At 58.1% G+C, this 20,835-nt stretch carries 26 protein-coding genes; 17 read left to right on the forward strand and 9 right to left on the reverse strand.

The genetic code is table 11. The features are described 5' to 3' along the window. Positions 1-11 precede the first annotated feature (11 nt). Together ubiE and ubiB are read left to right on the forward strand one after the other, a co-directional pair. Positions 12-755: a bifunctional demethylmenaquinone methyltransferase/2-methoxy-6-polyprenyl-1,4-benzoquinol methylase UbiE gene (ubiE, locus tag LC334_RS08060; RefSeq protein WP_085799852.1), complete on the forward strand. Its 744-nt coding sequence runs from the start codon at positions 12-14 to the stop codon at positions 753-755. Next, positions 756-2,288, forward strand: a complete 1,533-nt coding sequence (ubiB, locus tag LC334_RS08065) for a 2-polyprenylphenol 6-hydroxylase (protein ID WP_085799851.1) — start codon at positions 756-758, stop codon at positions 2,286-2,288. 9 nt (positions 2,289-2,297) lie between these two features. Here ubiB and LC334_RS08070 read toward each other — a convergent pair whose 3' ends face one another. The 3 genes from LC334_RS08070 to LC334_RS08080 all read right to left on the reverse strand — a co-directional run bounded on the left by LC334_RS08070 (position 2,298) and on the right by LC334_RS08080 (position 5,513). Then, the gene (locus LC334_RS08070; protein ID WP_176237661.1) at positions 2,298-3,179 is read right to left on the reverse strand and encodes a phosphotransferase family protein; all 882 of its coding nucleotides are present in this window, start codon (positions 3,177-3,179) and stop codon (positions 2,298-2,300) included. A 192-nt stretch (positions 3,180-3,371) separates the two neighbouring features. Continuing rightward, positions 3,372-4,043 carry a flagellar hook capping FlgD N-terminal domain-containing protein gene (locus LC334_RS08075; RefSeq protein WP_085799849.1) on the reverse strand — a complete coding sequence of 224 codons (672 nt, stop codon included), beginning with the start codon at positions 4,041-4,043 and terminating at the stop codon, positions 3,372-3,374. Between the two features lie 12 nt (positions 4,044-4,055). Then, the gene (locus LC334_RS08080; RefSeq protein ID WP_085799848.1) at positions 4,056-5,513 is read right to left on the reverse strand and encodes a flagellar hook-length control protein FliK; all 1,458 of its coding nucleotides are present in this window, start codon (positions 5,511-5,513) and stop codon (positions 4,056-4,058) included. Between the two features lie 116 nt (positions 5,514-5,629). Here LC334_RS08080 and LC334_RS08085 point away from each other — a divergent pair, with 116 nt between their 5' ends. From LC334_RS08085 to LC334_RS08110, 6 genes are all read left to right on the forward strand, one after another. Next, complete coding sequence (locus LC334_RS08085; RefSeq protein WP_223412916.1) at positions 5,630-5,917, forward strand: rod-binding protein; 288 nt, start codon at positions 5,630-5,632, stop codon at positions 5,915-5,917. Further along, positions 5,907-6,266, forward strand: a complete 360-nt coding sequence (locus tag LC334_RS08090) for a hypothetical protein (RefSeq protein WP_085799847.1) — start codon at positions 5,907-5,909, stop codon at positions 6,264-6,266. The genes LC334_RS08085 and LC334_RS08090 overlap by 11 nt, the downstream gene beginning before the upstream one ends. Before the next feature lie 210 nt (positions 6,267-6,476). After that, positions 6,477-7,694: a flagellin gene (locus LC334_RS08095; protein ID WP_085799846.1), complete on the forward strand. Its 1,218-nt coding sequence runs from the start codon at positions 6,477-6,479 to the stop codon at positions 7,692-7,694. A 74-nt stretch (positions 7,695-7,768) separates the two neighbouring features. Then, the gene (flaF, locus tag LC334_RS08100; RefSeq protein ID WP_085799845.1) at positions 7,769-8,143 is read left to right on the forward strand and encodes a flagellar biosynthesis regulator FlaF; all 375 of its coding nucleotides are present in this window, start codon (positions 7,769-7,771) and stop codon (positions 8,141-8,143) included. Next, positions 8,143-8,547: a flagellar biosynthesis repressor FlbT gene (gene flbT, locus LC334_RS08105; RefSeq protein ID WP_085799844.1), complete on the forward strand. Its 405-nt coding sequence runs from the start codon at positions 8,143-8,145 to the stop codon at positions 8,545-8,547. The genes flaF and flbT overlap by 1 nt, the downstream gene beginning before the upstream one ends. Next, on the forward strand, positions 8,544-9,356 hold the full coding sequence (locus LC334_RS08110) for a DUF1217 domain-containing protein (protein ID WP_085799843.1): 813 nt from the start codon (positions 8,544-8,546) through the stop codon (positions 9,354-9,356). Before flbT ends, LC334_RS08110 begins: the two co-directional genes overlap by 4 nt. Before the next feature lie 133 nt (positions 9,357-9,489). On the opposite strand, the gene LC334_RS08115 is transcribed toward LC334_RS08110, so the two are convergent. Beyond that, a complete protein-coding gene (locus LC334_RS08115; RefSeq protein WP_085799842.1) occupies positions 9,490-10,860 on the reverse strand; it encodes a FliI/YscN family ATPase in 1,371 nt (456 codons plus the stop codon). An 85-nt stretch (positions 10,861-10,945) separates the two neighbouring features. On the opposite strand from LC334_RS08115, the gene LC334_RS08120 reads away from it, so the two are divergent. Genes LC334_RS08120 through LC334_RS08160 form a run of 9 tightly spaced genes read left to right on the forward strand, consistent with a single transcriptional unit; the run spans position 10,946 to position 15,527 of the window. Beyond that, positions 10,946-11,335: a FlgB family protein gene (locus LC334_RS08120; RefSeq protein WP_085799841.1), complete on the forward strand. Its 390-nt coding sequence runs from the start codon at positions 10,946-10,948 to the stop codon at positions 11,333-11,335. 11 nt (positions 11,336-11,346) lie between these two features. Then, positions 11,347-11,739, forward strand: a complete 393-nt coding sequence (flgC, locus tag LC334_RS08125; RefSeq protein ID WP_085799840.1) for a flagellar basal body rod protein FlgC — start codon at positions 11,347-11,349, stop codon at positions 11,737-11,739. 12 nt (positions 11,740-11,751) lie between these two features. Continuing rightward, positions 11,752-12,042 (forward strand): flagellar hook-basal body complex protein FliE, encoded by a 291-nt coding sequence (fliE, locus tag LC334_RS08130; protein ID WP_085799839.1) that lies wholly within the window; start codon positions 11,752-11,754, stop codon positions 12,040-12,042. A 4-nt stretch (positions 12,043-12,046) separates the two neighbouring features. Continuing rightward, positions 12,047-12,316 (forward strand): flagellar biosynthetic protein FliQ, encoded by a 270-nt coding sequence (locus tag LC334_RS08135; RefSeq protein WP_085799838.1) that lies wholly within the window; start codon positions 12,047-12,049, stop codon positions 12,314-12,316. A gap of 1 nt (position 12,317) precedes the next feature. Beyond that, positions 12,318-13,031 carry a flagellar hook-basal body complex protein gene (locus LC334_RS08140; protein ID WP_085799837.1) on the forward strand — a complete coding sequence of 238 codons (714 nt, stop codon included), beginning with the start codon at positions 12,318-12,320 and terminating at the stop codon, positions 13,029-13,031. Positions 13,032-13,054: 23 nt separating this feature from the next. Next, positions 13,055-13,840: a flagellar basal-body rod protein FlgG gene (flgG, locus tag LC334_RS08145; RefSeq protein ID WP_085799836.1), complete on the forward strand. Its 786-nt coding sequence runs from the start codon at positions 13,055-13,057 to the stop codon at positions 13,838-13,840. Continuing rightward, complete coding sequence (gene flgA, locus LC334_RS08150) at positions 13,837-14,259, forward strand: flagellar basal body P-ring formation chaperone FlgA (RefSeq protein ID WP_139836347.1); 423 nt, start codon at positions 13,837-13,839, stop codon at positions 14,257-14,259. The genes flgG and flgA overlap by 4 nt, the downstream gene beginning before the upstream one ends. An 8-nt stretch (positions 14,260-14,267) precedes the next feature. Next, entirely contained in the window at positions 14,268-15,002 is a 735-nt protein-coding gene (gene flgH / locus LC334_RS08155) for a flagellar basal body L-ring protein FlgH (RefSeq protein WP_085799835.1), read from the forward strand. Positions 15,003-15,011: 9 nt separating this feature from the next. Further along, positions 15,012-15,527, forward strand: coding sequence for a flagellar basal body-associated FliL family protein (locus tag LC334_RS08160; RefSeq protein ID WP_085799834.1), 516 nt, complete (start codon positions 15,012-15,014; stop codon positions 15,525-15,527). Between the two features lie 116 nt (positions 15,528-15,643). On the opposite strand, the gene LC334_RS08165 is transcribed toward LC334_RS08160, so the two are convergent. The 5 genes from LC334_RS08165 to LC334_RS08185 are packed head-to-tail and all read right to left on the reverse strand — an operon-like array spanning position 15,644 to position 20,749. Continuing rightward, positions 15,644-16,072: a hypothetical protein gene (locus LC334_RS08165; protein ID WP_085799833.1), complete on the reverse strand. Its 429-nt coding sequence runs from the start codon at positions 16,070-16,072 to the stop codon at positions 15,644-15,646. Beyond that, positions 16,072-17,157, reverse strand: coding sequence for an EscU/YscU/HrcU family type III secretion system export apparatus switch protein (locus LC334_RS08170; RefSeq protein ID WP_085799832.1), 1,086 nt, complete (start codon positions 17,155-17,157; stop codon positions 16,072-16,074). The genes LC334_RS08165 and LC334_RS08170 overlap by 1 nt, the downstream gene beginning before the upstream one ends. Then, positions 17,157-17,930: a flagellar biosynthetic protein FliR gene (locus LC334_RS08175; protein WP_085799831.1), complete on the reverse strand. Its 774-nt coding sequence runs from the start codon at positions 17,928-17,930 to the stop codon at positions 17,157-17,159. The genes LC334_RS08170 and LC334_RS08175 overlap by 1 nt, the downstream gene beginning before the upstream one ends. Continuing rightward, complete coding sequence (gene flhA / locus LC334_RS08180) at positions 17,927-20,014, reverse strand: flagellar biosynthesis protein FlhA (RefSeq protein WP_085799830.1); 2,088 nt, start codon at positions 20,012-20,014, stop codon at positions 17,927-17,929. The genes LC334_RS08175 and flhA overlap by 4 nt, the downstream gene beginning before the upstream one ends. A gap of 3 nt (positions 20,015-20,017) precedes the next feature. Beyond that, a complete protein-coding gene (locus tag LC334_RS08185; RefSeq protein WP_085799829.1) occupies positions 20,018-20,749 on the reverse strand; it encodes a transglycosylase SLT domain-containing protein in 732 nt (243 codons plus the stop codon). Positions 20,750-20,835: the final 86 nt, after the last annotated feature.

Here is a 20,835-nt window from a genome sequence, read left to right on the forward strand (position 1 = left end):
CAGCAAGACCCATGAGCGAGAAAACCACGCATTTCGGATTTGAAACCGTGCCCGAGGCCGAAAAGGCGGGTCGGGTGCAGGGCGTTTTCGGCTCGGTCGCGTCGAAATATGACGTGATGAACGACGCGATGAGCCTTGGCATCCACCGGATCTGGAAAGATGCGATGATGGATTGGCTGGCGCCGCGTCCTGGTCAACGCCTGCTGGATGTTGCGGGGGGGACGGGTGACATTTCCTTTCGATTTTTGAAACGCGCGGGCAGCGGCCACGCCACGGTGTTGGATTTGACCGAACCGATGCTGGTCGAGGGGCGCAAACGCGCTGAGGCAGAACAGTTGGGCGCAAGCCTTGACTGGGTGGTAGGCGATGCGATGGCGCTGCCGTTCGAGGATAACAGCTTTGATGTCTATACGATCAGTTTTGGCATCCGCAACGTGACCCGGCCCGCCGATGCGCTGGCCGAGGCGTTTCGGATTCTGCGCCCCGGCGGGCGGCTGATGGTGCTGGAATTCAGTCAGATCCCCAATGATCTGATGCAGAAAGCCTATGACCTTTATTCGTTCAACATCATCCCGCGTATGGGGCAGGCGATTGCCGGGGACCGCGATAGCTATCAGTATCTGGTTGAATCCATTCGGCAATTCCCCAATCAGGAGGTTTTCCTGAGGATGATCCGCGATGCGGGTTTTGAGAATGCCAAATACCGCAACCTGAGCATGGGCATCGCCTGCCTGCATTCGGGCTGGAAAATCTGAATGAGAGGTCCGCACAATATTCTGCGGCTGGTGCGTACCGGCGCCACGCTGGAGCGCACGGGTGCGATGGCCGTGGTGATGGATGCGATGGATGCGCCCCCGCTGGTGCGCGGCACGATGCGGTTTCTGGCCTGGCCGTTTCAGTGGCTGGGGTATCGTGGTGACAAATCCATGCCGCCTGCGACACGGGCACTAACGGCCTTGGGGCCCGCCTATATCAAGTTCGGCCAGATCCTGAGCACCCGGCCCGATCTGGTGGGCGAGGAACTGGCGACGCAATTGCGGGTGTTGCAGGATAAACTGCCGCCTTTTGCCATCGATCTGGCTAAGAAAAGTGTCGAATCCGAACTGGGGCAACCGGTTGAGGAACTCTTTGCGGATTTCAGTGAACCGGTTGCAGCGGCGTCGATTGCGCAGGTGCACCGGGCGACGCTGCGCGGCGGCGGCGATGAGGTTGCGGTGAAGGTGCTGCGACCGGGGATCGAGCGGGCATTTCGCAAGGATATAGATGCGTTCTATTTTGCCGCAAAGATGGTCGAACTTCTGTCGCCCGCATCTCGGCGGCTAAGGCCCACGGAAGTGATCGCGCATTTCGAAGGCGTGGTGATGGGCGAATTAGATCTGCGGCTGGAATCCTCTTCAGCCTCAGAATTTGCCGCCAATACCGACGGTGATGCCGGGTTCGAACTGCCCACCGTTCAGTGGCACCTGTCCAGCCGCCGCGTGATGACGATGGGCTGGGCCGATGGCGTGCCGCTGGGCGACAATGCGGCTCTGGATGCGGCAGGACATGATCGGGTGGCGCTGAGTGAACGGGTACTGCAGCTTTTCCTCAGCCACGCGCTGCGCGACGGGTATTTCCATGCTGATATGCATCAGGGCAACCTGAAGGTCGCCGCCAGTGGCAACATCATCGCCTATGATTTCGGGATCATGGGGCATATCGACGAATACACGCGCCGGGTCTATGCTGAAATCCTCTATGGGTTCATCAAGCGGGACTATCGCCGCGTGGCCGAGGTGCATTTCGAGGCCGGTTACGTGCCTGCGGACCGTGATGTGGATGAATTTGCAAGGGCGCTCAGGGCTGTGGGTGAGCCGATTTTCGGTATGGACGCGAGCCGGATTTCGATGGGCAGCCTGCTGAGCTACCTTTTTGAGGTGACCGAGCGGTTCGGTATGGAAACCCGGACCGAGTTGATCCTGTTGCAGCGCACGATGGTGGTGGTTGAAGGGGTCGCGCGTAGCCTCAATTCGGATATCAACATCTGGAAGGTCGCCAAACCGGTCGTCGAAAGCTACATCAAGCAAAACCTCGGCCCGGCATCGGCGCTGCGCGATCTGGGCCGCACGCTGGCGGTGCTGTCGCGCTATGGATCGCGGCTACCGGTAATGGTCGAGAACGCCCTAATTCGGCAATCCAGCCCGCCCGCACCTCCAGTGAAACGGCGGTGGCCGGCCTATCTGTTCTGGGCTGTTATGGGCATGACCGCCGGTGCCGGGGCAATGGCGGCGGCATTGTTGTTGAGCTGATACCCGGTGTTATGCAGCGACAGCCGCGCCCAAGGCTGCCAATTCCGCCGCACCCGCGGCGGCGGCGTTTGGCTCGCCCCTACTTTCTTTCCACAAGCAATATGCGGCCATGCGCCAGTGATACCATCGCGCGAGTTGGCCGTAGCGTGCGATGGTAGCCTCGTCAGGGTAAGCGGCCAGAAAAGCCGAGATCTCATCATCGCCGAGCACAGCGCCGCGATAGCTAAGTTGCATTGCCGGTGACAGAAATACCGACAGGTCCTCGCAAGGGTCCCCGGTTGCCGGACATTGCCAGTCGATCAGGCGCATCGTGCCCGGGGTGACCACGATATTGGCCGGAACGGGATCGCCATGCAAAAAACAAGCCTGCCCGCTGGCCATCACATCGCCTGCGGGTTCAAGGGCGCGTATCCTGTCAGCGCGTTGCGACGGGCAGGCGTCCAGGATGCTCAGGCTGTGTTTTCTCAGCTCCGCCGAGCCGTCGGCGGCGTGCCGGAGACCGGCAGGTGGGGTGATTTGATGGAGCCGATACAGCATATGGGCGGCTTCAGCTACGTCCGTATGCCAAGGATTGCCCGGCAGATGCGAATAGACAATACAGTACCCGGCAGAAGTGGGAAAATGATCCAGAAGCCGGGGCGCGATATTCTGCGCGCCTAGATGTTGCAGGGCCAGCATTTCGCTAGCCGGATCATTCGGGAAAAGCGGGTTTTTTGTGTTGCCCGCGAACAGCTTGACCACGATATCGCTGCGCTGCTGCGTGATACGCCAAAGCCAGTTGGTGCGGCCGCCGCTGAGGGCGGTCCAGCCCGCGCCATGTCCGAGCAGCCCCCTGTCCCTGAGATAGGGGGAAAGTGTGTCGCTATAGGTGCGGAGTGCGGTGGTCTGCACGTGTCGGCCCCGATTGGTTTGGCGCAGGATCGCGGGACGCTACGCCAAGGGGGTGGGGGAGGCAAGCAGGTGCTGTGCGCCTGCCAGATCTTCAGAGTACTGGCCCCAATTCGCCACTCAAGAACAGCGCTCTAACGGGTTGATTCTGCGGCTTCCAAGCTGAATACCGTCTGCGAATTCCCCGCCGTCACCCTAGCTTCCGGTTTCACGCAGCCCCAACACATCGTCCGCCGGGATCTCCTGCCCGCCTGCCATCACCAGGAATGTCTGTCCGTTCTCGGTGCGGGCTTCGACGATGCGCTCGTGCACTTCGACGGCATTGGCCTCAAGCAGTTCGCCGCCCTTGAAAGATTCCAGCGTGATCGAATAGGTTCCGAGCGGCAGGGGGGCGCCGGTATCGTCGACACCGGCCCAGTCAAGCGCTCCGCTGGTGGCAGGTGCCGGTTGCCGCAGGACTACGTCACCAGCGCTGTCGCGAACGACCAGTTCAGCGCTGTCGGCCAGCGGGGCGGATTTGACCGTCAGCGAGACCGGCGTGCCGTTGAAGGCAACGGGCATCTCAGCGCGGGCGGTCATGCCCACCCAACCCGATAACTGCGCCACGCCCTGTCCGGCAATGCGATCTGCCAGGGAGGTCAGAAGATCGTTGGTTTTCACCTGCTGCTCGACCGTCGAAAACGTCGCCAGTTGAACCGCGAAATCCGCCGATTCGATGGGATTGAGCGGATCCTGATTTTGCATCTGGGTGGTTAGCATCTTGATGAAGGTTTCAAAATCCGAGCTCAGGGCGGTGCGCTGTGGTTGCGTGGCATTTGCGTTCTGGCTGGTCTGGGCGGCAGCGGATGCTGTCTGAGAAATTTCCATGAGGGTACCTTTCTAGAGTCTGATGTCGACACGATCGGAGAGCAGGGTCAGATGGGGCCCTATGTCGGCCGGTGCGTCTTCGGTTACGGTGCCACCCGCGGTCGGCGTCGCCTGGGTGCCGGGTTCCGAATCGCTATCGGTTGGGCCGTCCCCATCCGGCGCGCTCTGGCCGAAGGCGAAATCGGCCTGGCCATAACCGATCTCGTGGAATTCCTGTGCCAGAATGTCGATGTGGCGACGCATCAGATCCAGCGTGTCCGGGCGATCTGCCAGAACATGCACGGTCATCGCCCCGTCAACGGCCTGCATGGAAATCCGAACGCGGCCAAGTTCAGCCGGATTGAGTGTTAATTCCATTGGGCGGTCCATACCGGCCTGACGCATTGCCTGAGCCAGTTGGATGGCGATATTGCGCGGTAAATCGGGTTGTTGAAGTAACGTTGCCTGTTGCAATCGCGAGGTGGCAGGCATTTCCGCTGCGGACGTGTCAGCTGCAAATCCGGCCTCCGATATCCAATGAACTTTGCCGGTGTCAATCATCTTGCCCTGCAGATCAGATGCATTCAGGGCCGGCGGCGCAGTCAGCGGCATCGCTGTTGCATGCACAGGTGCTGCGGGCTGACTATGGCGCGTGGCCGGACTGTTCCGGGCTATCTGGTCCGGGGTGCTCTGACGCTCGGTAAGGTGCGCCCTCTCGGGGTTTGTCTTGTCGCTTTGCCCGGGCGTATTGGCCAGCGCAACAAGCTTGGCGTTGCCCTCATGGGCGGCATCGGTCACAGCCGACTTAACCCGTACCCCGGGCGTTTCACGGGGCTGATCCGGTGTGTTATTCGTACCTGCAGGTGTGTTCGGTACCTGCCTGTCGGTTCGGGTGGTTGGCACGTTAGCGTCGCTCGCGAGTGACGCAGTTAATGGGGCCTGGCGTGCATCGTTACTCGCCTGCTCTCGCAGGATCGTGCTTTGGGTCGGTGGCGCGCTGCCGATGACCTCGGCCGCAACTTTCCGATCGGGTTGCATTCGGCGCGGCCCATCGTCTGGATTCTGAGGCACCGCAAACCAGGGCGGCACATGACCTGCGGACTGGTCTTGCGGTGCAGGCGTGTCGCGTGTCTCACTTTCGGGAGTGGCGACGTTCTCCTCACCCTTCGCACGGGTAATCGTGTCCGGTGGCGCGACCTCGTCAGCATCGCCGGATGCGTCTGATAACAACTCATAGCCTTCGGTCTTCTCTTTTTCCACCACGTCCACCTCTGGCCTGTCTGGCGAGGCAGATATCGCGCCGTCATCTGTGGCCTTGTCCGGACTGGTACCGGACTCGGATGTGTGCGCCGAAGGCTCTTCCAGAATCGACTGGAAATCCTCGGTGTCGCGTGACGCATCGGGGCCACGCTCATTACGTTCTTTGCCTGTACCGGCGAATATCGGGGGGGATCGGTGGCCGGGTGCGACCTGGCTGATCTGGGACTGCATCTATCAAAGCTCCGGGATTTCTTCCACGTTGGGCGGAGCATTGCAGAACTCGGTTACCGCTTCTTTACCGTATTGGGTTTCTATGCATCTGAGTTCATTCAATTCGAGGTAATCCCGTGACAGATTATTTACCAGTTGCCGCGCTTCGGTCGCCAAATGCGACGGTGGTCAAGGAAATGTCCGCGCGTCAGGCCGCGGAAAAGCTGGAAGCGAGTTTTCTGGCCGAGATGTTGAAATCAGCGGGTTTTGGCGCACAGGAAAATTCGTTCAGCGGCAGCGCCGGTGAAGATCAGTTCGCCTCTTTCCAACGGACGGCGATGGCAGAGCAGATGGTCAAGAGGGGCGGTATCGGGCTGGCTGAGGCATTCTACAAATCCATGATGGAGAAGATCGATGACAACTGAAACGGCGCAAGACATTATCAACCGTCTGGACGAGCTTTTGGAGCTTGAGCGCGCAGCCTTGCTTAAGGGAAATCTGGAAGAGATCCCGATCTTACTGGGTGAAAAGGAAAGCCTGATTGACGCCCTGAACGCACAGGCGCCGGAACAGCAGAACAACCTGCAGAATCTCCAGGTTAAAGTAGAGCGAAATCAGGCGCTTCTGGATAGCGCCCTGCAGGGGATACGGAAGGTGGCGGCGCGTATGGCAGCTTTTCGTCGGATTCGCAGATCGCTTGAAACCTACGATGAAAGCGGCCGCAAACACATAATTCAGGGTGAAGTCGAACACCGCGTAGAAAAGCGCGCCTGACCGGATTTGTCTCAAATGCCAGTTAGATAGCTGGTGAGGTTTAGTACTCCATTAGTACATGAGAGGCCATGGTGGCCGCGCATCCGGATACGGGTGGCGCGGCGGGGCCATCACGCTCAACTGCAGATGTCAGAAGACACCTCATCCGCTTCCCAAAAGGAAGCGGGACATGAAACTGGCGCAAAAGCGCCAAACGCTAAAGGAAATACTATGTCCAGTATTCTGACAAACTCCAGTGCCATGGTCGCACTGCAAACCCTGAAAATGGTCAACAAGAACCTGGCCCATACTCAGGGCATGATTTCCACCGGTAAGGATATCGCATCAGCCAAAGACAACTCGGCGATCTGGTCGATCTCCAAGGTGATGGAATCCGATGTCAAAGGTTTCAAGGCCATTTCGGACAGCTTGTCGCTGGGTCAATCGACAATTGCAGTGGGACGTCAGGCAACCGAAACGATCACAGACCTGTTGACCGACATTAAAGGCAAGATCGTTGCCGCACAGGAAGACAACGTTGATCGCACCAAGATCAATGATGATGTAACCGCTCTTCGGGATCAAATTGCCTCGGTGGTTTCCGCGGCTCAGTTCAATGGTTTGAATCTTGTTGACGGCACCACGCCAACCGCCACGATCCTGGCGTCGCTTGATCGCGACAACACGGGAGCTGTGACAGCATCGTCGATCACGGTGAATGGTCAGGATATGTCCACTGGTGGGTATGTCGCGAATGACGTTTTTGGTAGTTCAACAGGCGCATCCGCTGCGGGTGATACTCTTGCACAGACCTTGGATGCAGCTGGTGGCACAAGTACCATCGTAATTGACGATACGGCTGGCGCTGCATTCGTTGCTGGCGACAGCGTGAGCGTAACAGTGGGCGGTCAGACAGTATCCTACACAGTCACTGCTGGTGATGTAGGCGGCGGTAATGTCACGGCGGACCTCGTTGCGGTTGGTCTGAAAGGTAAAATCGACGCCTTGGGCATCGCAGGTTTGACCGTTGACTATGACGGTAGCGCGACTGGCGAACTAGCTTTCACCAACGCCGGTGCGGTTGATCTTAGTGTCAGCGCTCAGTTCACCAATGCGGGCTCGGGCGGTCTGGCTGCACTTTCCAGCATTGACGTGTCGACAAGCGCTGCGGCAACCACATCTCTGGGCACGATCGAGACATTGATCGATACCGCTATTGATGCCGCTGCCGCCTTCGGTTCGGTTGAAGGCCGGGTTGAAATCCAGTCTGAGTTTATCTCAAACCTCACCGACTCGTTGACCACAGGTATCGGTGCATTGGTTGACGCCAACATGGAAGAAGCCTCAGCGCGGCTTCAGGCGCTGCAGGTTCAGCAACAGCTGGCCACGCAGTCCCTGTCGATCGCCAACCAGGCGCCGCAGGCCATCCTGCAGTTGTTCCGGGGTTAAGGCTAATTTCGGGGGCGTCTTAAGCGCGCCCCCGAAAACCAATATCGCTGATACTCTTCCCGGAAGGACATGAAATGAATGCGATTACCAAGGCGCAGAATGCGTACCGTAATGACGCACAGCTAATTCGCACGGACCGAGATACGGAATATAATGCCTTTGCCGAAATCACCCATCGCCTCAAAACGGCCTCGAGCCGTGGCGCAGATGGGTTCAGGGATCTGGCAGGGGCTTTACATGATAACAGAAGGCTCTGGACAATTTTGGCGATGGATGTCGCCGATAAGTCCAACACGCTGCCGGAGATGCTGCGTGCGCGTATCTTGTATCTTTCGGAATTTACACAACAACACAGTAGCAAGGTATTGACCAAGCAGGCCACGGTCGACGCACTTGTCGAGATCAACACAGCCATAATGCGCGGCTTGCGTAACAAGAGGGTCAAATAATGACGGGACTTGTTCTTAAACTCAGCCCCAAGGAACGTGTGTTAATCAACGGGGCTGTTATTGAAAACGGTGATCGCCGGTCGCGTCTTGCGATCATGACGCCGAATGCGAATATCCTGCGGCTGCGCGACGCGATCCACCCGGAAGAAGCCAACACACCGGTGCGACGGGTCTGCTACGCCGCGCAACTGGTATTGTCGGGAGATGCAGACCCCGAAGAGACCCGATTGCAACTCTTGCGTCGTATCGAAGAACTGAGTCAGGTCCTGACAGATGCCGACAGCCGGGCGAGCCTGACCCAGGCGACCGACGCCTTGTTGCAGGATCGGCATTATCAGTGCCTCAAAGCGCTACGTGCCTTGTTGCCGCGCGAAGACAGATTATTGGCACATCGTCCGTCATGAATTTCCAGCCCATAGTGCCCGTTGGCGGGCTGACCGGTTGGGTGTTGCTTAACAATACCCTAGAGCGTCAGACTGAAGCCTTCAACAAATCGCCGTCGATTGTGCGTGACACCGATTATTTTGAGCAGAAAATTGGCGATATCCGGATGGCCGAGCAGTTGGTGTCCGATCGTCGGTTGCTGAGTGTCGCTCTGGGTGCCTTTGGATTGAGCGACGATCTGAATAGCCAGGCGCTTATCCAGCGCGTTTTGGAAGAAGGCACCCGCGACGATGACGCGCTTGCCAACCGCCTGACGGATGAGCGTTATGCAAAGTTGACCGATGCGTTCGGATTTGCCGAACCTGGTCTGCCGCGGACGCGTCTGGAAGGTTTTGCCCGGGAAATCACCGATCGCTTCCGCCGCCTGGAATTTGAAGTGGCCTTGGGTCAGCAGGACGAAAGCCTGCGCCTGGCGATGAACACCCAGAGAGAGTTACAGGATATCGTAACGAGCGGAGAAGATCCTGATACACAGTGGTTCCGGATCATGGGCAACCCCCCGCTGCGTAAGGTTTTCGAGGTAGCTCTGGGACTGCCAGTAAGCTTTGGCCAGCTTGATATCGACAGGCAACTCGACACGTTCAAAGCAGCGGCCAGCAGTCAGCTGGGTATCGAAACCCTGTCAGATCTGGCGTCCGAAGAGCGCGGAGAAGAGTTCATCCGCCGCTTCCTGTTGCGCGATCAGATTGCGTCGTTTCAGGTTCAGTCGAGCGGTGCCATTGCATTGACACTTTTGCAATCTGCGCCGAGCATTTTTCGCGGCACCTGAAGATCGCCGACGTAAAAGCGTTCCGACCTCCTGAGAGAGGCGGAGCAAGCCGTAGCTGTGTTTACGTGCTTATCCAGTGTTGCAGGGCAGTTTTGCGACGAGCTGGAGCGCGGTATGACCAACAAGCATCGATCTAGTGGCCAAGTTGCCCGTCTGCTTTTGATCCGACGGCTGGCCTGCTTTGCCCGGAGCGGCGCAGAATGAGTGAGAGCCGATCAAAGCTGTTTTGCACCGACACGGCTTCTTTTTCGGCCAGAAAACTATCAAGATCGGCCCAGACCCGAATTGCCTGGTCCAGTTCGGTATCCGTGCCCTCGGCATATAGGCCGGCTTTGATCATTGTTTCAGATCGCGCATAAGCGCCCAACAGGCGACGGACGTTGAGGATCGTCTGGTTCTCAATGTCAGTGGCCGCCGCGGGCAGGCTACGGGAAACCGAGCGTAACAAATCGATTGCAGGATAGCGCCCGCGTTCGGCGATCTGACGGTCGAGAACGATATGCCCATCCAGGACACCGCGCAGGATATCAGCCACCGGTTCGTCCATGTCTGATCCGGCGACCAGCACGCTGAGTAGCGACGTGATGTCGCCGCTTCCGTCTTCACCCGGGCCCGCGCGTTCGCAAAGCGACGTAATCATATGCGCGGTAGAGGCGGGAAATCCGCGCAAGGCGGGCATTTCACCCACGGCGGTCGCGACTTCGCGATGTGCCTCGGCAAAGCGCGTGATCGAATCGGCCAGAAACAACACATGAGCCCCCTGATCGCGGAAATGTTCGGCGACGCTCATCGCCGTCCAGGCACAGCGTCGACGGACAAGCGGCGATTTGTCTGACGTGGCCGCGACGATAATGGAGCGCTGCATTCCCTCGGGCCCCAGGACGTTTTCAACAAAATCGCGCAATTCGCGACCCCGCTCGCCGATCAAGGCAAAAACTACGATATCTGCTTCCATCTGCTGTCCCAGATGCGCCAGCAAGTTTGATTTGCCGACGCCGGACCCGGCGAAAAGCCCTAGGCGCTGACCGCGAACGATGGGAAGAAGTGTGTTGAACGCCGCCATTCCTGTCTCAAGACGATCACCCAGTGGTTTGCGTTGCGCGGCTGCTGGCGGGGCAGCCCGCAGAGGACGTGCCTCGGGACCGCGCAGCAGTGGTCGACTGTCCAGCGGCTGTCCGTAAGGGTCAATAATACGCCCGATCCAACTGTCTGCGGGTGCGATGGTACTGGCCTCAAGCAGGGCCGCGCGATCACCCAGCGACACCCCAGTGGGTGTCTCGTCCGGCAGCATCAGGACGCCGTCTTCTTCTAATTGCTGCACCTCGCCCGAAAGCCGCCCACCATCGCGGCGCACCACCCTGATTCGGTCGCCAAGCCGGGCCTGGTGGTCCAAGCCGCCGATCTTCAACGTATTACCCTGAACAGCCCGTACCCGTCCGATCACCCGCTCTGCTCTTAGTGTAGATATTTCCGCCTGTAGACAGGCCAACCCGGATTTGGTCATCGAACTCTCCAATAAGTTTCTGAAAACAATTTCTAAAGGAATCACGGTTAAGCCTTAGTTGAAACCAATCGAGGGAGAAGCCCCGATGTTTGAAAAACTGGAAATCTTTCGCATGGCGCATGCTCTGGCGACCCATGCGGGCGCGCGTCAGTCTGTTGTGGCGCAGAATATGGCCAATGCCGACACGCCGGATTATCGGGCGCGTGATGTGACGCCGTTCAAGGAAATCATCGAAAGCGGTGATTCGGGGTTTGTGCCGCGTGTGACGCGGCCAGGACATCTTCATGCTGCTGCTCTGCCCTTTGATCTGGGTATCGCCGAGGTGCGGGATGTCGAGACCGATCCTAATGGCAACTCGGTATCGCTTGAAACCGAGATGATGAAGGCGGTTGACGTGAAGCGCGAGCATGATCGCGCCCTGGCTGTCTACAAATCATCTCTCGGCGTGCTGCGATCAGCACTTGGTCGCAGGTAGGAGCGTTCCAGATGAGTGATTTCATGAAAGCCCTTTCGGTTTCGGCGAGCGGTTTGAAAGCTCAGGCCCAGCGGTTGCGCCACGTTTCCGAAAACATCGCCAATACCGATACACCCGGCTATCGGCGCAAAAGCGTTTCTTTTGAAACTGAATTTGGTAGCCGCGACAGTGTTGGTCGCGTCGAAACCAGCCGTGTCCATCTGGACCGCAGTGAATTGGCCAAGGTCTACGACCCCAGCCACCCTATGGCCGATGAAACCGGCTACTATGACGGGTCGAATGTGAACCTTGTCATTGAAATCGCTGACGCGCGCGAAGCGCAGCGCAGCTACGAGGCGAACCTCAAAATGTTCGATCAGGCCCGGCAGATGTCGGCCAGCCTGATGGAGCTGTTACGTCGATAAAGGAGATCCAGAATGGATATCAAAGCCTTAAGCGCTGTTCAGAAATATGCAGCCTCTCGTCCCGCGACTGAGCCGAATGCCAGCCAGGGCGGGGCGGGCGACGCCTTTCAGAGCCTTGCCAGGGATTTTGCGACCACGTTGCAAGAAAGCGAAAACATTGCCAAAGCAGCGATGACCGGTGAAGCAGATCCTCACGCGCTGGTGCAGGCACTGGCCCAGACAGAACTGGCCGTCGAAACAGCGGTGACCGTGCGCGACAAGGTGGTTGAGGCCTACCAGGAAATTCTGCGGATGCCGGTCTGATCCTATGCTGGATGAGGTGATCTTTTTTGACACCCTGCGGCAGGGGTTGTGGGTGGCTGTGCTGATCTCGTTGCCGATCCTGTCGGTCGCGTTGCTGGCGGGTCTCACCGTCGGCCTTTTTCAGGCGCTGACATCCATTCAGGAACTGACCCTGACATTCGTACCGAAACTGGCAGCAATCGTGCTCGTCTTCTGGCTGTCGATGGCTTTCATGACCCAGACGCTGGTCGCCTTTTTTCAAGACAGGCTGATCCCCCTGATAATAGGAGGCTGACATGGCAAATACCGGTTACACAACCCTGACCCGGCAATCCGGCCTGATGCGTGAAATGCAGGTTGTCGCCAACAACATCGCCAACAGCGCCACAACCGGCTATCGGCAGGAAGGGCTGGTCTTTGCCGAATTCGTGCGCGGTACCGGCGATGGTCCGTCTTTATCCATGGCCTCCGCCCACGTACGGCATACCTCGTCGCTCCAGGGGGCGTTGACCCAGACCGGTGGCAACCTGGATCTCGCCGTCGAAGGGCGTGGGTATTTCCTGATCGAAACACCGGCAGGCCAGCGATTGACACGGGCGGGGAACTTTGCGCTTTCCGCCGCGGGCGACCTCGTAACCAATGACGGCTTCCGCGTGCTGGATGCCGGTGGCGCACCGGTTTTCGTACCGCCTGACGCGACCGATCTTGGAATCTCACCTGATGGCACCGTCAGCGCAGGTGGCCGACCCCTGTCGCAAATCGGTCTGGTGCAGCCAGCCGACCCGATGGATCTGATCCGCGAGGATGGCGTGATGTTCCGCACCGAGGGCGCGCTTGAACCGGTTGAAGGTGGCCGCATTCTTCAAGGATTTCTGGAAGGCGCCAATGTCGATCCCGTCAGCCAGATTGCACGCATGATCGAGGTGCAGCGCGCTTACGAAATGGGCGCAAGCTTTCTTGATGCCGAGAACAAGCGCATGCTTTCGGCCCTAGACACATTCACCCGTTAACGAGTTAACCCAAGGAGGTGCCGATGCGCGCCCTGAAGATAGCAGCAACCGGAATGGCCGCCCAGCAGATGCGGGTCGAAACTATTTCCAACAACCTCGCCAACATGTCGACCACCGGCTACAACGCACGCCGGGCCGAGTTTTCGGACCTGCATTACCAGCAGTTTGCCCGAGCGGGCACGGTGAACGCGGCCGATGGCACGGTGTTACCGACCGGGGTGCAACTGGGGTTGGGGGTGCGTCCGGCGGCGGTCTCAATCAATCTTCAGCAGGGGTCACTTGCGGCGACCAGCGGCGATCTAGATCTCGCGATCGACGGTAATGGCTATCTGGAAGTGACGTTGCCGTCGGGTTTGTCGGCCTATACGCGCGATGGCGCTCTCAAACGCTCCGCCGAGGGGCAGATAGTGACATCCGATGGTTTCCCGCTGACGCCCGAAATCGTGATTCCGGACGATGCGCGCAGTATCTCGATCAATCCCGCGGGTGAAGTCTTTGCCTATTTCGTCGATACGGCTGTTGCACAATCCATCGGAGAGATCACGCTTACCAGCTTCACAAACCCCAAGGGACTGGAGGCGATTGGCAGCAACATGTTTACCGAGACCGAAGCGTCGGGACCCGCGATCGTGGCCGCGCCCGGAGAGGATGGAATGGGGACTCTGCGACAGGGTTACCTTGAGGATAGTTCGGTCGATCCGGTGCGCGAGATTACCGAGTTGATTGAAGCGCAACGAGGTTATGAGCTGAACGCGAAAGTCATCACTGCATCCGATCAGATGCTGGGCGCGACGACGCAGATAAGATGATTAAACCCGGTCTTATCATAACCTGCCTTCTGTTCGCCGGTCAGGCGGTTGCGGACACGGTGCTAGCGGTTCGGACCATCCGGCCCGGCGGTATCATCATGGCGCGCGACGTGGTGGTTGAGGCCGGGAATACTGCGGGCGCGGCAAGTGATCCGGCCGAGGTCATCGGACAGGAAGCGCGGGTGTCGCTCTACGCGGGTCGACCGATTGCGCTTGGAAATGTTGGCCCTCCCGCGCTTGTCGAGCGCAATCAGATCGTGCCGATGGTATTCGAGGTAAACGGGCTTCGGATATCAACCGAGGGGCGATCGATGTCACGTGCCGGAGCGGGCGACTTCGTACGGGTGATGAACCTTTCGTCGCGCACAACAGTGTCAGGCCGTGTCATGCCTGACGGGCGCATATTTGTTTCACAATAGGATGTATCATGTTTGAACGAAAAACGGGTCTTTTGCTTTGTCTGATCCTTGGCATTACGGGGTGCAGCCGTTTTGATCATATCGGTAAGCCGCCAAGTTTCACACCAACCCGGCAATCGAACGAACATGTTGCGATGCTGAACCCGGGCCTGCCCTTGAGCGCAGAGCCAGGGCGCCAGATTGATCGGGCCTCGCTTTGGAGCGGTGGCCGGCAGTCGTTGCTAGGGGACCGCCGGGCCGTTCAACGTGGCGATATCTTGACGGTGGTCATCGAAATCGACGAAGAGGCCGAGATATCAAATTCAACCGAGCGGTCGCGGAGTGGATCGGAAACGCTCGGCGTTCCGCATTTGTATGGGATACCCCAAAGGATCAATGAGAAGCTTCCTGATGGTGCGTCACTGGACAACGCGGTCTCGATTGATTCCAAAAGCCGCTCCGGCGGTGACGGATCGGTCAGCCGCAAGGAAGAACTGACGCTGCGAGTGGCTGCGACCATCATGGAAGTTCTGCCGAATGGCGTCCTCTCGATCCAGGGTACGCAGGAGGTGCGGGTAAATTTCGAACTGCGCGAGCTGCTGGTAAGCGGTTATGTGCGCCCGGAAGATATCTCGCGTCAGAATGAAATCACCTATGACAAGATCGCAGCAGCGCGGATTTCTTACGGTGGGCGCGGGCAGATTACCGATGTGCAGCAACCGCGCATAGGTCAGCAGGTGCTTGATGTGGTTCTGCCGTTCTAGGAGGTTCGGATGATTGGGAAGATATTACCTGTACTGTTGGCAGTTATTGGTATCGGGGGGGGCGTGGGCGCCGGTCTGGCGCTCAAGCCTGAACCAAAGGATATCGATATGGCCATGGAAAACCCATGTGGGGATACGGGCTATGACATGGCGATGTCGGATGAGATGCATAAGGATGGAGACGCCCATGGCGACATGGACACTCAGGAATATGTGAAACTGAACAATCAGTTCCTGGTGCCGGTGGTTGCCGACCAGCTTGTTGAAGCTCTGGTTGTTATGTCGCTCAGTATCGAAGTTTCGGCCGGACAGAGCGAAATCATCTATCTGCGTGAACCCAAGCTACGCGATGCGTTTCTGCAGGTTCTTTTTGATCACGCGAACATAGGCGGTTTTCGGGGTGAATTCACCAATGCCAAGAACCTGGACGTTCTCAGGAATGCGTTGACCGAAGTGGCACAGCAAATCGTGGGCGACACGGTTAGCGGCATTTTGATTACGGATATCGCGCGTCAGGATGTGTGAGTAGCGAGAGATACGCAGGGCTCGGAACATCATCCCTGATTTCTGAAGCGATGACGCTGCTCTATCTTTTTGATATCGTGCGATGTCCTGGTCGAAAATCGTTTCCGATTCGCGTTCTACCACTCGGTTTTTTGCGACTTTAGCAGCTGTAGGGCATCCTGTGATTGTCGGTACTGTTTCTCACGACGTTGGGTTTTTTCTTGCGCAGCTCGGTCGACCAGATTCGCAGCCGCCGCCTGTTTTCCAAATGCCCGGCGCAACCCGGCCATCATATGCGCCTTTTGAGCAAGGACCTGAGCTAGCTGCGTGTTGAGGTCGGCGTGCGTGCGGCTTAGCCATCCCTCCCAGAAGACATCGGCGCCGATCTGGCGCACGGGCGTAAGCTCTGTGTGTGGCAAATTCCGGCTATTGCGCCTGCGCATCTCCAATTCCGCGAGATCACGGCGCAGGCTTGCCTCGCGCGCATTAAGCTTCTCCACTTTTGTCAGTTCGGCCCGATAAAGCGCATCGGTCAATGAAGCCAGATCCTGCAGCGGGTCATGCATTACCCGAAACTCTTGGCTTTACGCCGCATCATTTCGGCAAAACGGATCGCTGCGGCAACTGCGCGATAATGTTCAGGATTGATTTCCTCACCAATCTCTGTGCCGGCGTAAACGGCGCGGGCGGTTGGCGGGTCGCTGCGCACGGGCACGCCGTTTTCCATGGCCATCTCCTTGATGGCGTGGGCCACGTGATCGACGCCCTTGGCGACACATATGGGTGCCGCACCTTTTGCCCGGCTCCATTTGAGAGCAACGGCGTAATGAGTCGGGTTAACCAGCACCACATCAGCAGTCGGCACATCCGCCATCATCTGTTCCGAGGCGATCTGGGCACCGCGTTGACGACGTTGCTGCTTCATATGTGGATCGCCTTCCTGCTGCTTGTATTCTTCCCGAACTTCCTGATGGGACATCCGGTGCTTGCGCACGTGGTCATGACGCTGCCACAGGTAATCGATGGCCCCGACGCCCAGGGCGATGATCAGCACGACCAGCATGAATTGAATGATGATCTGCGCCATCAGCGCCCCGATGATTTTCGGGTTGCTGTGCAATGCGCCAGCCATGTCGGAAATCCGATAAGACAGAAACGTGCCAAGAAGGATTGAGTAAAACAGGAGCTTGGCAAAGCTTTTGCCAAATTCGAACAGCCCCGAAGGTCCGTATTTGTTCTTGGCGTTCTGGATCGGATTGAGCCGTGATGCCTTGGGCGCAAGCTTGTTAGGCGCAAAGACGAAACCGCGCTGCGCCAGAACTGACAGGATGGACATGGTCGCGGGAATCAGAAACCAGCCAAGCAGGCCGAGGCAAATTGTGCCAAGCAATCTGCCGACCACACTGGGTGCATGACCATCGAAAAACAGCTCAGCCAGCGACGTGGATTGGTCGATCAATACCATCAGTGATGTACTGACCTGTTGGACCGAAGTGCTCCCGATGGCCAGGGCGGCCAGAAGAAAACCACCATAGGCCGCAGCGGTGGTCAGGTCGGCCGATCGCGCAATTTCGCCTTTCTTACGCGCCTCGTTCAGCTTGTGCTGCGTTGGCTCATGACTCTTTTCGGTATCGCTGTCTGTCTCTGCCATCAGCCGCCTCCGAAGGGGTTGACAATGAAAGTCTCAATCGCCTTGACCCAGATCGTCAGCATGGTCGGTGCAAGCAGAAGCAAAAGACCTAGACCACCAGCGGTGATCACGGGCGCGCCGACAAATACCACCATCATCTGTGGCATGGCCCGGTTGATGATACCCAACGTCAAATTATACAGAACCGAAACGATGACGAACGGGGCTGCCAGCGTGAAGGCGAGCGCAAAAGAGGCGGCGACTTGCCGGATGCCCCAGGCGGTTACGGCGGCCGCGTCGGGCAGTTCTGCCACGGGAAAGAGATTGTAGGTCAGAACTACCATCTCGGCCACGCGTACATGCAGCCCAAGCATCATCGCCAGGGCCAACCCGCCGACAACCAGCAGATGCCCGATGGCAGGTAAAGGCGTGACCCCCGCATTGCCAAGGATCTGCGCAAGTGACGTTGCCTGTGCCGCGATAGAGCCAGCGGTTTGCAATGCCAGAAGGAATAGCCGGATGCCGATACCGATCACCAGCCCGATCACGGTTTCGCTCAGGACCAGCCAGGCGAGTGGCGGTGGTTGGCGGGTCGCCTCTGCTATCAGGGGCGCGATAGCTGGCGCGACGACGACGGTGAACATGATTGCGACGACCAATTTGACACGAGCGGGCACCGAGCGTTCTCCGAATCCCGGAAACAGCGACATGATGGGCCCGACACGTAGGAAGACAATGAAATGCAGCCACAGGATGTCCCGCGAAATCTGGAGGAGGTCTGCCGCTGCATTCATGCCGCGGCAACGCCAACAAGAGATGGCTTGGTATCGAGCCCGATCTCTTCAAATGACAGAACCGGGTTTGAAATATCGCGGGCCGACAGCACTGTTCGCAGGAAGCGGCGCCGGAGGGTGGAGGTGACGATCGCCGGATACATACCTTGTTCGCTGGCGCGGGTTACCTGTTCCGAAATCGAAGCCGTGAGAGAATTGAATATCTCAGGGGGTAGTGCCACATCCATTCGGCCACGATCATTGTCAATCTGATACGTCGTGAATGTATCTTCCCATTCAGGGGCCAGCTGGATCAGGGGCAGGCTACCATCCGGACGTTGCAGGTTGGCAACAAGCTGAAATCCCAACCTTTGGCGAACATGTTCGCAAATGACTTCCACCTGGGTGTGCAACTGGCGGGCCTCCGCCGTGGCTTCGATAACAAGAGGAAGGTTGCGTATCGAGACCTGCTCGGCCAGCAACAAGCGCAGCACCGCATGCAGCAGATCAGATGGGACGCGATCAGGAATCATTTCATCCAGTAGTTTCCGATTGGCGTCGGCTCGTTTCTGGTCAGATAGGTTGACCATTTCATCCAACAGCCGGCGCATTGCCTTCATTGTCAGCAACCGGCTGAGGTTTCTCTTGATGACTTCCAGCAAATGCGTGGCCAGCACCTCGGTCGGTGCGACAAGTGTGGTGCCGCTTAAGGCGGCCGCGTCACGGGCGTCGTCGGAAATCCAACGAGCGGGCGCGCCATAGACCGGCTCGGTGACGTTCTCGCCCGCGGGCAGCGCAGCGTTGTTGTCGGGGTCGAGGGCGAGTATTTGATCCGTCCGCAGGATGGCCCGTGCCTGTTCGACCCCCTGTATGCGGATGACATATGTACCTGTCGGCAGCGTCGGGTCGTCGGTCAGCCGAATTTCCGGCAGGATCAACCCGTAAAACGTGGCGACATGTGTTCTCATATTCGAGATGCGCGCATCGAGGCCGACACCGGGATCAAGCACCATGTTGACAAGGTCCGGTGCGAACTCGACGTGGATATCGTCAAGTTCCAGAATGTCCCCGAGGGATTTTTCCGCCAATTGTTCAGTGAGGTGCGCGTCCTGCCCTTCGGACATGTCCTCCTGTTTGTTCATGCGGAATAGCAGGATTGCCGATGTGCCAAGAGCCACACCGCCAAGCATGAAAGGCACGAACGGCAAGCCGGGCACGAGAGCAAACAATACCATCAGAACGGCCACGGTCGCCATTGCAGCAGGGTGGCGCGTCAATTGCATGACCAGGGTCTTGTCCGTGGCACCCTGGGCGCCGCCGCGTGCCAACAGCAGTGCCGAGGCGATCGAAATCACAACGGCCGGGATTTGTGTGACCAGCCCGTCCCCGACCGTCAGGATTGTGTAGGTCTCAAAGGCTGTGCTGAGCGGCATGTCGTGCACCACAATGCCCATGATCAACCCCATGACCAGATTCAGAAGCGTGATCAGCAGGCCCGCAATCGCATCACCCTTGACGAATTTGGACGCGCCATCAAGTGAGCCGAAAAAGGTTGTCTCTTGCTGCTCGCGCTCACGGCGTTCCTTGGCTTCCTGATGGTTGATTGCGCCCGCCGACATGTCGCTGTCGATCGCCAATTGCTTGCCGGGCATGCCGTCGAGCGCGAAACGAGCACCAACCTCCGCCATGCGGGCGGCGCCCTTCGTGATCACCATGAAATTGACGATCATCAGCACCCCGAAAACAACAAGGCCCAGAAATACGCTGCCCCCCATGACAAAATTGGCAAAACCCTGGATCACGTCGCCGGCCGCGTCGGTGCCGGTATGTCCCTGGCCGATGATGAGTTTGGTCGACGAGACGTTCAGTGAAAGCCTCAGCATCAAGGATGCCAGCAGGATTGTCGGGAAGGCCGAAAAATCGAGCGGTTTTTCGATAAACAGGGTGACGGTGAATATCAGGATTGCCAGCGCGAAGGACGCCGCCAAGCCAACATCCAGGACCCAGGCCGGTACCGGCAAGATCATCATGACGATGATCGCCATGAGGGCGAGGGCGAGCAAGACCGTGGGCTGAAAAAGATCGCTGATGGAAAATGTCTTCATGGCTCAGGATCCCTCCAGCGTCGGCGATAGTCTCAAGAAGGCCTTGGTCTGGTCATTGTTCAAGGAAACGAGCGACCCCCGAGCTCCGGTTGATCCCGAGCTTACCAGTAGTGGATAATTGTTCTGGCGCGGAGCTTGCGGTTCCGAAACGGTTGTCGGCAGAGCTTCAGACCCGGCGAGTTGACCGCTGCCACCAAGACGGTGTCGCTGGCGTATCCTGTTAAACCGGGCCTTGTAGCGGTTCGCATGTTCGGGGGTTCGGGAATGGTAAGCGCCCGCTGCGGTCGACCAGTTCCCGAATTCCCGATAGAGTCGCAGCAGAAAACTGGCCGCGTAGCGGGCATTTTCCAACGGTTCGAACATATGATCGATCGATCTGAAGGATGCACCGTGCCATCTGTGATTTATCTGGAAACAGCCGATATCAAAGCTACGCGCACCCTGATTGTAACGGCTTAAAACAAAGTTTTTTGCGGCGTTTCGTGTTTCGAACCAGTGACCGGCGCCTTCCATGTTGACTGTCCATGGCCACGGTCGGAGTTTGCCGCCGCTGGATCGTCCTGTCTCGCTTCGTGTAATTGACCAAAGCACTGCAAACGGCACGCCGGTTTCCGTCGCTGCCTGCCGTGCCGCTGCATCGCATATTCCTGCCGTGGCGGGAAAAGCAAGGTTGGTGGTCGCGATCAGATAAGCGAACGTGCCGGGTATGACGAGCGACAAATTACCAGCAAACATGCGGCAGAGTCTGGCGTACCTAGATACGCGGCGTCGGGGGCGTGCCAGCATTTTTTCTGCTGGTGTCGGAGTGGCGCACTTGATCA

The sequence above is a fragment of the Roseovarius aestuarii genome (assembly GCF_019966515.1).
GTDB lineage: Bacteria > Pseudomonadota > Alphaproteobacteria > Rhodobacterales > Rhodobacteraceae > Roseovarius > Roseovarius aestuarii.

Bases quoted from the DNA above. Each gene is read 5' to 3' on its own strand.
- flgG (WP_085799836.1), top strand. From the start codon at position 13,055: ATGCGCGCCCTGAAGATAGCAGCAACCGGAATGGCCGCCCAGCAGATG.
- LC334_RS08140 (WP_085799837.1), top strand. From the start codon at position 12,318: ATGGCAAATACCGGTTACACAACCCTGACCCGGCAATCCGGCCTGATG.
- LC334_RS08120 (WP_085799841.1), top strand. From the start codon at position 10,946: ATGTTTGAAAAACTGGAAATCTTTCGCATGGCGCATGCTCTGGCGACC.
- flgA (WP_139836347.1), top strand. From the start codon at position 13,837: ATGATTAAACCCGGTCTTATCATAACCTGCCTTCTGTTCGCCGGTCAG.
- ubiB (WP_085799851.1), top strand. From the start codon at position 756: ATGAGAGGTCCGCACAATATTCTGCGGCTGGTGCGTACCGGCGCCACG.
- LC334_RS08110 (WP_085799843.1), top strand. From the start codon at position 8,544: ATGAATTTCCAGCCCATAGTGCCCGTTGGCGGGCTGACCGGTTGGGTG.
- LC334_RS08165 (WP_085799833.1), bottom strand. From the start codon at position 16,072: ATGCATGACCCGCTGCAGGATCTGGCTTCATTGACCGATGCGCTTTAT.
- LC334_RS08090 (WP_085799847.1), top strand. From the start codon at position 5,907: ATGACAACTGAAACGGCGCAAGACATTATCAACCGTCTGGACGAGCTT.
- LC334_RS08075 (WP_085799849.1), bottom strand. From the start codon at position 4,043: ATGGAAATTTCTCAGACAGCATCCGCTGCCGCCCAGACCAGCCAGAAC.
- fliE (WP_085799839.1), top strand. From the start codon at position 11,752: ATGGATATCAAAGCCTTAAGCGCTGTTCAGAAATATGCAGCCTCTCGT.
- ubiE (WP_085799852.1), top strand. From the start codon at position 12: ATGAGCGAGAAAACCACGCATTTCGGATTTGAAACCGTGCCCGAGGCC.
- flaF (WP_085799845.1), top strand. From the start codon at position 7,769: ATGAATGCGATTACCAAGGCGCAGAATGCGTACCGTAATGACGCACAG.
- LC334_RS08170 (WP_085799832.1), bottom strand. From the start codon at position 17,157: ATGGCAGAGACAGACAGCGATACCGAAAAGAGTCATGAGCCAACGCAG.
- LC334_RS08115 (WP_085799842.1), bottom strand. From the start codon at position 10,860: ATGACCAAATCCGGGTTGGCCTGTCTACAGGCGGAAATATCTACACTA.
- LC334_RS08080 (WP_085799848.1), bottom strand. From the start codon at position 5,513: ATGCAGTCCCAGATCAGCCAGGTCGCACCCGGCCACCGATCCCCCCCG.
- LC334_RS08095 (WP_085799846.1), top strand. From the start codon at position 6,477: ATGTCCAGTATTCTGACAAACTCCAGTGCCATGGTCGCACTGCAAACC.
- LC334_RS08160 (WP_085799834.1), top strand. From the start codon at position 15,012: ATGATTGGGAAGATATTACCTGTACTGTTGGCAGTTATTGGTATCGGG.
- flbT (WP_085799844.1), top strand. From the start codon at position 8,143: ATGACGGGACTTGTTCTTAAACTCAGCCCCAAGGAACGTGTGTTAATC.
- LC334_RS08185 (WP_085799829.1), bottom strand. From the start codon at position 20,749: ATGTTTGCTGGTAATTTGTCGCTCGTCATACCCGGCACGTTCGCTTAT.
- LC334_RS08175 (WP_085799831.1), bottom strand. From the start codon at position 17,930: ATGAATGCAGCGGCAGACCTCCTCCAGATTTCGCGGGACATCCTGTGG.
- flgC (WP_085799840.1), top strand. From the start codon at position 11,347: ATGAGTGATTTCATGAAAGCCCTTTCGGTTTCGGCGAGCGGTTTGAAA.
- LC334_RS08135 (WP_085799838.1), top strand. From the start codon at position 12,047: ATGCTGGATGAGGTGATCTTTTTTGACACCCTGCGGCAGGGGTTGTGG.
- flgH (WP_085799835.1), top strand. From the start codon at position 14,268: ATGTTTGAACGAAAAACGGGTCTTTTGCTTTGTCTGATCCTTGGCATT.
- flhA (WP_085799830.1), bottom strand. From the start codon at position 20,014: ATGAAGACATTTTCCATCAGCGATCTTTTTCAGCCCACGGTCTTGCTC.